This window comes from Burkholderia sp. BCC1977 (assembly GCF_905339595.1).
In the GTDB taxonomy this organism is placed as follows: domain Bacteria; phylum Pseudomonadota; class Gammaproteobacteria; order Burkholderiales; family Burkholderiaceae; genus Burkholderia.
The window spans coordinates 1-379 of the sequence record NZ_CAJPGQ010000185.1 but is presented as its reverse complement, the minus strand read 5'-3'; the positions used below and the strand labels follow the sequence as shown (position 1 = coordinate 379).

1 pseudogene is annotated in these 379 nt (G+C 64.4%); it reads left to right on the top strand.

The features are described from left to right. Positions 1 to 2 precede the first annotated feature (2 nt). Positions 3 to 379 (top strand): annotated as a pseudogene (locus tag U5771_RS35390) (electron transfer flavoprotein subunit beta/FixA family protein); the annotation flags it as partial.

The window sequence follows — 379 nt, the reverse complement described above, 5'->3', positions numbered from 1 at the left end:
GAGTGGTCGATTACAACGTGAAGGTCCGCGTGAAGTCGGACAACACGGGCGTCGACATCGCAAACGTGAAGATGTCGATGAACCCGTTCGACGAAATCGCGGTGGAAGAAGCGGTGCGCCTGAAGGAAGCGGGCGTGGCGACCGAAGTGATCGCGGTGTCGGTCGGTGTGACGCAAGCGCAGGAAACGCTGCGCACGGCGCTGGCGATCGGCGCGGATCGCGCGATCCTGGTCGAGTCGAACGACAGCGTCGAGCCGCTGGCCGTCGCGAAGATCCTGAAGGCGCTGGTCGACAAGGAGCAGCCGCAGCTGGTGATCCTCGGCAAGCAGGCGATCGACGACGATTCGAACCAGACGGGCCAGATGCTGGCCGCGCTGGC